General features: G+C 70.3%; 8 protein-coding genes. 2 read left to right on the top strand and 6 right to left on the bottom strand.

Features of this window, described 5'->3' with window-relative positions:
- Positions 1 to 102: 102 nt before the first annotated feature.
- Positions 103 to 546: an SRPBCC family protein gene (locus tag BLU84_RS05545; protein WP_074863805.1), complete on the bottom strand. Its 444-nt coding sequence runs from the start codon at positions 544 to 546 to the stop codon at positions 103 to 105.
- A 282-nt stretch (positions 547 to 828) separates the two neighbouring features.
- Here BLU84_RS05545 and BLU84_RS05540 point away from each other — a divergent pair, with 282 nt between their 5' ends.
- Positions 829 to 2,268, top strand: a complete 1,440-nt coding sequence (locus BLU84_RS05540) for an MATE family efflux transporter (protein ID WP_074863803.1) — start codon at positions 829 to 831, stop codon at positions 2,266 to 2,268.
- Positions 2,269 to 2,415: 147 nt separating this feature from the next.
- On the opposite strand, the gene BLU84_RS05535 is transcribed toward BLU84_RS05540, so the two are convergent.
- The 5 genes from BLU84_RS05535 to BLU84_RS05515 all read right to left on the bottom strand — a co-directional run bounded on the left by BLU84_RS05535 (position 2,416) and on the right by BLU84_RS05515 (position 6,048).
- Positions 2,416 to 2,886 carry a hypothetical protein gene (locus tag BLU84_RS05535; RefSeq protein WP_139174708.1) on the bottom strand — a complete coding sequence of 157 codons (471 nt, stop codon included), beginning with the start codon at positions 2,884 to 2,886 and terminating at the stop codon, positions 2,416 to 2,418.
- A 49-nt stretch (positions 2,887 to 2,935) separates the two neighbouring features.
- Positions 2,936 to 3,382, bottom strand: a complete 447-nt coding sequence (locus BLU84_RS05530) for a hypothetical protein (protein ID WP_074863798.1) — start codon at positions 3,380 to 3,382, stop codon at positions 2,936 to 2,938.
- Between the two features lie 226 nt (positions 3,383 to 3,608).
- On the bottom strand, positions 3,609 to 3,959 hold the full coding sequence (locus BLU84_RS05525; protein WP_074863797.1) for a VOC family protein: 351 nt from the start codon (positions 3,957 to 3,959) through the stop codon (positions 3,609 to 3,611).
- Positions 3,960 to 3,995: 36 nt separating this feature from the next.
- The gene (locus BLU84_RS05520) at positions 3,996 to 4,832 is read right to left on the bottom strand and encodes a helix-turn-helix domain-containing protein (RefSeq protein WP_074863795.1); all 837 of its coding nucleotides are present in this window, start codon (positions 4,830 to 4,832) and stop codon (positions 3,996 to 3,998) included.
- A 250-nt stretch (positions 4,833 to 5,082) separates the two neighbouring features.
- Positions 5,083 to 6,048: a CsgG/HfaB family protein gene (locus BLU84_RS05515; RefSeq protein ID WP_074863793.1), complete on the bottom strand. Its 966-nt coding sequence runs from the start codon at positions 6,046 to 6,048 to the stop codon at positions 5,083 to 5,085.
- Positions 6,049 to 6,354: 306 nt separating this feature from the next.
- Between BLU84_RS05515 and BLU84_RS05510 the strand changes: the two genes are divergently transcribed.
- On the top strand, positions 6,355 to 7,515 hold the full coding sequence (locus tag BLU84_RS05510; RefSeq protein WP_074863791.1) for an AAA family ATPase: 1,161 nt from the start codon (positions 6,355 to 6,357) through the stop codon (positions 7,513 to 7,515).
- Positions 7,516 to 7,676 lie beyond the last annotated feature (161 nt).

The following is a 7,676-nucleotide window of genomic DNA, read 5'->3' as shown; positions in this document are numbered from 1 at the left end:
GCGTTGTCGCGGTCGCGGCTCGCGCCGCTCCTACAGTCTGGAACGCGACGGCGGACTCGTCATGGGGCCGCCGTCTTCGTTTCGGCGTGTTGCGATCTCGACTCACTCCGGAATCGTCGGCTCCACCAACCGCTCCAGCAAGGTCAGCGACTCCTGCCATCCGAGATGGCATTGCTCGACCGGGATCACCTCGGGAATCCCTTCCTGCACCACCTGCACCTCGGTGCCGCAGGACACGGCGCGGAAGGTGATGGTGGTGACCATGGTGCCGGGCAGGTTGGGGTCGTCGAAGCGGTCGTCGTGGACGATGCGCTCGTTCGGCACCAGCTCCAGGTAGGTGCCGCCGAAGCTGTGGCCGTTGCCGGTGCTGAAGTTGGTGAAGCTCATGCGGTAGCGGCCGCCGACGCGGGCGTCGAGCTCGTGCACGGTGCAGGTGAAGCCGTCCGGCGGCAGCCACTTGCACAGCGCGGCGGGGTCGAGGAAGGCGCGGTGGACGCGCTCGGGCGGGCTGGTGAAGACGCGGAGCAGGCGGACGGTACCGGACATGGTGGTTCTCCAGATGGGTGGCGAGGCGTGGTCCTCACTGGGGCGACGAACGGGCGGGCGCCGGATCGACATGCCCGCAACGGCGACCAGCGAAAAACCTGGCAAGCGTGGAGCGCAGTTCAGGTTGCACTGCAACAGATGCGCCGACGCGCGTCGCGGTTGCGCGATCTCACCGGTTGAGATGTCGATTCTGGATCCTGCGCAACGTCGTACTGTTGTCACTGGCGAGCCGGGCATGGGGCCCTAACATGCGTCGGTGCGATCGAACGCAGGGACTACGCGATGACCCACGACTCTCCGGCGGCCCAGGCCGCCGATGCCACAGACTCCACCGCTCCGCAATCGCTGTGGCGCGAACTGCGCGACGCAGTCCGCGGCACCGACGCCGACTACACCAAGATCCCGCTGCGCCGCGCGGTGTTCCTGCTGGCCGTGCCGATGGTGCTCGAGCTGGTGCTGGAATCGACCTTCGCCGTGGTCGACATCTTCTTCGTCTCCAAGCTCGGCCCCTCGGCGGTGGCCACGGTCGGGCTGACCGAAAGCTACCTGTTCCTGCTCTACGCGGTGGCGATGGGCCTGGCGATGGCGGTCACCGCGGTGATCGCGCGGCGCATCGGCGAGGGCAAGCGCGAGGAGGCCGCGTTCACCGCGGTGCAGGCGATCGCGATCGCCTTGCTGGTGTCGATCGTGCCGGCATTGGCCGGCATCTTCTACGCCCAGGATCTGCTGCGGCTGATGGGCGCCGATGCCTGGAGCATCGAGCACGGCTACCGCTACACCCAGTGGATGCTCGGCGGCAACGCGGTGATCATGCTGTTGTTCGTGATCAACGCGATCTTCCGTGGCGCCGGCGACGCGGCCATTTCCATGCGCGTGCTGTGGCTGTCCAACGGCCTCAACATCGTGCTGTGCCCGCTGCTGATCTTCGGCCCCGGGCCGTTCCCGGCGCTGGGCATCGAAGGCGCGGCGATCGCCACCTGCATCGGCCGCGGCACCGGCGTGCTGTATCAGCTGTGGGCGCTGTTCCGCGGCGGCAAGCACATCCGGGTGACGATGGCGCAGCTGGCCTGGCGCGGGACGATGCTGTGGAACATCGTGCGCACCTCGCTCGGCGGCATCGGCCAGATGATCGTGGCGATGACCGCGTGGATCTTCCTGATGCGCATCCTCGCCACGATCGGCAGCGAGGCGGTGGCCGGCGCGACCATCGCCATCCGCATCATGATGTTCACGATGATGCCGGCCTGGGGCATGTCCAACGCCGCCGCGACCCTGGTCGGGCAGAACCTCGGTGCCGGCCACGCCGACCGCGCGGAGGCCTCGGTGTGGCATATCGGCTGGTACAACATGGGCTATCTGATCGTGGTCTCGGTGTTGTTCTTCGCCTTCCCGCAGCAACTGGTCGGCTTCTTCAGCGGCGATCCGGAAGTGGTCAAGGTCGGCGCCGAGTGGCTGCGGATCCTGTCGTACTCGTTCTTCATCTACGGCTGGTGGATGGTGACGGTGCAGGCCTTCAACGGCGCCGGCGACACCGTCACCCCGACCAAGATCAACGTGGTGTTCTTCTGGCTGATCCAGATCCCGCTGTCGTACTGGCTGGCGATCCACCTGGGCTGGAAGGAACTGGGCGTGTTCTGGGCCGTGTTCGTGTCCGAGACTTCGGTCGGCGTGTTCACCCTGTGGCTGTTCACGCGCGGGCGTTGGAAGAACGCGAGCGTGTAACCGCTGTCGCCGCATTGGCGCGGCGCTCATGGATGGTGTGGAAGGGACTTCAGTCCCGATGCACTCTTTCAGATATGGCGCCATCGGGTACAGCGCAGTGGACGTGCGCGCCACCGGTGCCGGGCATCGTCCCCGCCTTGCTTGCGCTCAGTGCGCGCGCTTGGCCAGGCCGCAGCCGGCCCAGGCCGGTTCGTCGCGGCGCAGGTCGCGGTAGACGTAGCGCAGGCGCAGACCGTCGTAGACGCTCGAGGAGCCCGCGTCGTCGCGGCGGCCGCCCGGCGCGGTCGCCACTTCCAGCGTTTGCGGATCGAGCCAGCGCAGGCCGATGCCGGCGCGCAGCGACGGGATCGCGACGATGTTGCCGCCTAGGGTGTTGTTGGCGGTTATGCATTCGACCATGGCCTGGGTCACCGCGTGGTCGCCGAAATCGGTCTGGTAGTAGCGGGCGCGGCACTGGCCCTGAGGGTGCGTGGCCGGCTCGCTGGCGCAGCCGGCCGGCTCGGCGCAGGACGCGGCCAGCAGCGGCAGCAATGCGCCGAGCAGAACGAGGCGGCGGTCGGCCGCAGTCGAGGTTGCAGTACCAGGGGGAGAGCGGTCGCGTCCTTGCTCAATGGCCATTTGCGTTCCCGGATTCGGTTTTGAGTTCGACGATGGCGGCCGGCGGCGCTCAGTCGCCCGCGTCTTCATCCAGCGGCGCCGACCATTCGATCTCGTAACGGTTCCACTGCCCGGGAAACAGCTCGCCCTCGACCGCGCGCCGCCGCACCGCACCGCGCCGGCGCGTGGCCTGCGCACGCAGGCGGTCGATACCGGCGTCGATCAACGCTTCGAGTTCGTTGTAGCGCGGGTCGAACTGGCCATGCCTGGGATGGCTTTGCGGGGTCAGCCGGCCGGCGTTGACCTCGGCCTCCCAGCGTTGCCAGATCGCCCAATGCTCCTGCGCCCAGGCCCAGGTTTCGGCGTCGAGCGGGGTGAGCGCGAACAGATCGCGGTATTCCTCCTGCTGCGGATCGAACTGGCAAGCGAAATAATGCGGACGGCCTTCGCAATCGGCGATGCCGGTGCGCGGGCCGTCCCAGTAGTCCCAGGTCATGTGGATCGGTTCGTAGGCCATGCGGGGCGGGCGTTCGAGAGGGCGGATCGTTGTCGCGCGGGATGCGTTCAAATTACCAGCAAGGCGGGCCAAGGTCGCGGTGCGCCTGGAAGCCCGACTGTAGGAGCTGCGCAAGCTGCGACCGCGACACCGCGCTCGCGACGCGACCTGCCGCAGCGCGGTCGCGGCTCGCGCCGCTCCTACAGGGCAAGCCCAGGCTCGCCCCGTGATCGCACATCCGCGCGGCTCAGACCTCGGTCCACACCGCCAGCTCGTAGCCGTCCGGGTCGGTGAAGTGGAAGCGGCGGCCGCCGGGGAATTCGTGTTCGGCGACGATCCGGCCGCCGGCGGCTTCGACCCGTTGGCGCGCGTCGGCGAGGTCGTCGGCGTAGATCACCACCAGCATGCCGCCGGGCCGCGGCGCGGCGTGGGCGCTGAAGCCGCCCTTCATGCGGCCGTCGTCGAACTCGCAGTAATCCGGGCCGTAGTCGGTGAAACGCCAGCCGAAGGCGGCGCCGTAGAAGGCCTTGGCGGCGGCGATGTCGGCGACGTTGAATTCGAGGTAGTCCAGGCGCAGGTTGCGGTCGGGGTTGGGCATGGCGGAGTCCGATGGGAGGCGAGGGAATGTTGTAGATCAACCGCGGCGGTTGGTCTTGAACGAAACGGCCAGCGGCGCGGCCAGCTGGCGCCGCACTTCGCCCGGGGCGAAGCCGCTGAAGGCGGCGACTTCGCGGCTCATGTGCGCCTGGTCGGCGTAGCCCAGCGCGGCGGCGAGCTCGGCCAGCGGCTCGCCGCGGCGCGCACGCAGCGCGTCCATCACGCGGCCGAAGCGCAGGATCCGCGCGAGGGTGCGCGGGCCGTAGCCGAACGCGTCGAGGCTGCGCCGGCGCAGGCTGCGTTCGCTCAGGCCGGCGGCGCGCGCCAGCCGCGCCAGATCGGCGCCGTCGTCGCCGGCGCGGCCCAGGCGCGCGTACACGGCGCGCAGGCGCGAGTCCGGCGCCGGCGCGTCGGCGAGCAGCCGGGCCAGGCCGTCTTGAAGAATCGATAGCGCCGCTTCGTCGCCGCCGGCTTCGGCCGCGCGCGCGGCCAGATCGTGTCCAGGTGCACCGACGAATTCGGCGAAGTCCACCCGCGCATCGCGCAGCGCGTGCATCGGCGCGCGCAGCAGCGCGCCGGCGGCGGCCGGATGGAACTGGAAGCCGGTGACCCGCGCGCCCGGCGGCAACCGCGCCAGCGCCGGGCCGGTGTCGGGGCCGGCGACGAACAACTGCGCGCCGGTCCAGATCAGGTCGATGCGCGCGTCCGGCACGATCACCAACGGCGCGTCGAGGTTGTCGGCGACGCGGCTGCGCCAGATCGCTTCGACGTGGCCGCGCAACTCGCGCCGCGGCGCGAACCGGCGGAAGCGGCCGGCGGCGTCGGCGAGCACGCCGGGGCGTTCGGGGCGATCATCGCCGTCGGCGGGAGCCATGCGCGGTGCCGGCGGAGGAGGGGCTTCGATCATAAGCCCGGTTCGCGCACGCAGTCCGGTTCGCGGATCGGCGCCGCGCGCTGGCCGCCGCAGCGTGCGCATCGCCGCGTTCGCAGCGACCGCGCGGACGCAGTCGCCACCTGCGCCAGCGTCAGCGAAACCGGCGCCGACAAAGCCGCCAACGAAAAAGGCCGCCGGTCGCCCGGCGGCCTTTCGCGCAACGCGCGCGGGAGGGCGCCCGCGGCGATGCTTACTTCGACAGTTCCAGCGCCAGCGAGGTCACCCAGCCCTTGTTGCCGAGCTCGTCCTCCACTTCCCACATCGCGCCCTGCTTGTTGCCGGTGGGGTAGAGCATCATCCCCGCCTCGAGCGGGCGCACCACCTTGCCGCTGCCGTTGGCGTTGGCGAACAGGCGCGCGGCCTTGACCACGGTGACCGCCTGCTGCGCGTTCGATGCCGAGGCGTTGCCGGACAGCCCGCCGAGCTCGGCGACCAGATTGGTGTAGGCCTGCAGATAGGCCATGGTGATGACCTGGCCGATCTCGGTGTTGGCGTAGCCCGACACGCCGGCGCCGCCCAGGCCGCTGCTGCCCCACAGCGAACCGCTGGCGCCGAAGCCGATGTCGGTCTTCTTGGCGCTGCCTTCGGCCATCGCGACCTGCTCGGAGGAGCGCACGTCGGTGACGGTCAGCACCACGTCGGCGGTCTTCTTGTTGAAGTTGAGGTTGCTGGCCACGCGCCCGGCGTTGCCGCCGATCAGCCCGCCGAGCATGCCGCCGATGGCGTTGCCGCCGGCGTTGGAGTTCTTCGCGATCAGGTCCGGCACCAGCACGTAGTCGGCGGCGCGGATCTGGCCCTTGCCGATGTTGGACTTGTTGCGCAGCTGGCCGCTGGAGGCCAGTTCGCGCTCGCGCATGGCCATGTCCATGCCGGCGCCGCGGTCGACCAGGGTGAAGCAGCGCGACTTCTGCACGAACACCTTGATCAGCTTGCTCGGCGCGGGCAGCTGCTGGCCGCTCCACCAGTTGGTGCCGTCTTCGGGTTCGATCACCGAGATCGAGCCGAGGTTTTTCGAGCAGGTGGGAATTTCCGCGGTCTTCTGCGCGCGCAGCTCTTGCGCGCTCTTGCGCTGGGCCCAGCCCGGCGCGGCGGTCAGCGCCACGCCCAGGCCCACCACGCAGGCCACGGCCTGGATTCCCCGATTAGCGGTCTTCATCGTTTCGTTCCTTAAAACTGTCTTGAACAGCATCCTGCCGCGGCGCGTGCGGCCGCGGCTCCCGACGGAGCGCGAACGTCCTCCTTCGGCCACGCTGCAGGGCAGCGGGAGGTCGGCCGGAGGGTCCCCAGACGCAGACAAGCCGGGCGAACCCGGCCTGCACGACGACTCACGCCCGCATGATAACGTGATCCATTGCTTAAAAAGGACGTGCGTGCGGTCGCTGGTACGGCCCGCGGCCGGCGGCGCAGCCGCTGAGACGCGGCCGCGGCAGGCTGGCCGAGTTCGCCTTCCCGGACCAGACCGATGCTGCACACCCTGGCGATCGCCAACTACCGCTCGCTGCACAAACTCGAGCTGGCGCTGGGCCGGCTCAACGTGGTGACCGGCGCCAACGGCTGCGGCAAGTCCAACCTCTACCGCGCCCTGCGGCTGCTGGCGGAAACCGCGCAGGGCGGGGTGGTGCCGGCGCTGGCGCGCGAGGGCGGGCTGCCGTCGACGCTGTGGGCCGGGCCGGAAACGCTGTCGGCGCGGATGAAGCGCGGCGAGGTGCCGGTGCAGGGCACCCAGCGCCAGGCGCCGGTGGCGTTGCGGCTGGGCTTCGCCGGCGAGGAGTACGGCTACGCCATCGACCTGGGCCTGCCGATCCCGTCGAACACGCTGTTCGGCATGGACCCGCAGATCAAGCGCGAGGCGATCTGGAGCGGCCCGTTCCTGCGCAGTTCCAACCTGCTGGTCGACCGCCGCGGCGGGCTGGCGCGGGTGCGCGAGGGCCGCGGCTGGCGCGTCGCCGCCGAGCATCTGAGCCCGTTCGAAAGCCTGTTCGCGCAGCTGTCGGACCCGCGCGCGGCGCCGGAGGTGCTGAGCCTGCGCGAAACCATCCGCGGCTGGCGCTTCTACGATCATTTCCGCAGCGACGCGCAGGCGCCGGCGCGGCAACCGCAACTGGGCACGCTGACGCCGGTGCTGAGCCACGACGGGCGCGATCTGGCCGCGGCCTGGCAGACCATCGTCGAGATCGGCGACGCACGCGCGCTGGCCGCGGCGGTCGACGACGCCTTCCCCGGCGCGCGCGTGCGCGTGGCCGGCGAGGGCGGCCGCTTCGTGCTGGAACTGGAACAGCCCGGCCTGCTGCGGCCGCTGTCGGCGGCGGAACTGTCCGACGGCACCTTGCGCTACCTGCTGTGGATCGCCGCCCTGCACACCCCGCGGCCGCCGCCGCTGATGGTGCTCAACGAACCCGAGACCAGCCTGCACCCGGACCTGCTGCCGGCGCTGGGCCGGTTGATCGCGCGCGCCTCCCAGCGCAGCCAGGTGTGGGTGGTCTCGCACGCCTCGCGCCTGGTCGCGGCGCTGGAGGACGAAGACGGCTGCAACGCGATCCGTTTGCACAAGCCGTTCGGGCAGACCGAAGTGGAAGGGCAGGGCTTGCTGGACGCGCCGGCGTGGTATTGGCCGGAGCGGTGAGGGGCGGCGGAGGTTGCGTCGTGGCCGGCGGTTCGCGGTCGCGACTCGCGTCGCTCCTACAGGGCAAGCCCGAGGTCGCGACGCGGCTGGAAGTCCGGCTGTAGGAGCTGCGCAAGCTGCGACCGCGACACCGCGGCGGCGACGCAAGCGGCTGCAACGCG

The organism is Lysobacter enzymogenes, from assembly GCF_900106525.1.
In the GTDB taxonomy this organism is placed as follows: Bacteria; Pseudomonadota; Gammaproteobacteria; order Xanthomonadales; family Xanthomonadaceae; genus Lysobacter; species Lysobacter enzymogenes.
Note: the sequence above shows the minus strand (reverse complement) of the source record. Positions and strands in the feature narration are given on the sequence as shown.

Excerpts from the sequence above, each read along its gene's own strand:
- BLU84_RS05545 (WP_074863805.1), bottom strand. The coding sequence starts at position 546 with ATGTCCGGTACCGTCCGCCTGCTCCGCGTCTTCACCAGCCCGCCCGAG.
- BLU84_RS05540 (WP_074863803.1), top strand. The coding sequence starts at position 829 with ATGACCCACGACTCTCCGGCGGCCCAGGCCGCCGATGCCACAGACTCC.
- BLU84_RS05535 (WP_139174708.1), bottom strand. The coding sequence starts at position 2,886 with ATGGCCATTGAGCAAGGACGCGACCGCTCTCCCCCTGGTACTGCAACC.
- BLU84_RS05530 (WP_074863798.1), bottom strand. The coding sequence starts at position 3,382 with ATGGCCTACGAACCGATCCACATGACCTGGGACTACTGGGACGGCCCG.
- BLU84_RS05525 (WP_074863797.1), bottom strand. The coding sequence starts at position 3,959 with ATGCCCAACCCCGACCGCAACCTGCGCCTGGACTACCTCGAATTCAAC.
- BLU84_RS05520 (WP_074863795.1), bottom strand. The coding sequence starts at position 4,832 with ATGGCTCCCGCCGACGGCGATGATCGCCCCGAACGCCCCGGCGTGCTC.
- BLU84_RS05515 (WP_074863793.1), bottom strand. The coding sequence starts at position 6,048 with ATGAAGACCGCTAATCGGGGAATCCAGGCCGTGGCCTGCGTGGTGGGC.
- BLU84_RS05510 (WP_074863791.1), top strand. The coding sequence starts at position 6,355 with ATGCTGCACACCCTGGCGATCGCCAACTACCGCTCGCTGCACAAACTC.